This window comes from Methylosinus sp. Ce-a6, assembly GCF_009811655.1.
Classification (GTDB): domain Bacteria; phylum Pseudomonadota; class Alphaproteobacteria; order Rhizobiales; family Beijerinckiaceae; genus Methylosinus.
Genome location: NZ_BGJX01000106.1, coordinates 1 through 304, shown reverse-complemented (window position 1 = coordinate 304; position 304 = coordinate 1). Strand labels below are relative to the sequence as shown.

General features: G+C 59.9%; 1 pseudogene. It reads right to left on the bottom strand.

Features of this window, described 5'->3' with window-relative positions:
* Positions 1 to 64: 64 nt before the first annotated feature.
* Positions 65 to 304 (bottom strand): annotated as a pseudogene (locus Mspo_RS19690) (ISAs1 family transposase); the annotation flags it as partial.

The window sequence follows — 304 nt, the reverse complement described above, 5'->3', positions numbered from 1 at the left end:
CGCGACGATGTTCCCGCAGCGTTGTAGCAGGCCCGGCTGATTGCCTTTGACTTGCACGATCAGATCATTCCCGGTCGATTTGGCGATCTCGAAGGTTTTTTTGACAGCGCATGGCGTCGAGCGTGAAGACGCGATCACGGAGCCCCATGGCGGCGATCAGCGCCTGTGCGGCGGGGATCTCGTTCGATTTCTCGTCGATCACATCATGCGCGAGAATGATCTGATGGTCGACGGCGAAGGCGCTGAGCACATGCGCCGCTTTGCGATCGGCGAAAGCGTCGAAGCTCTGCCGCAGCGTCTTTCC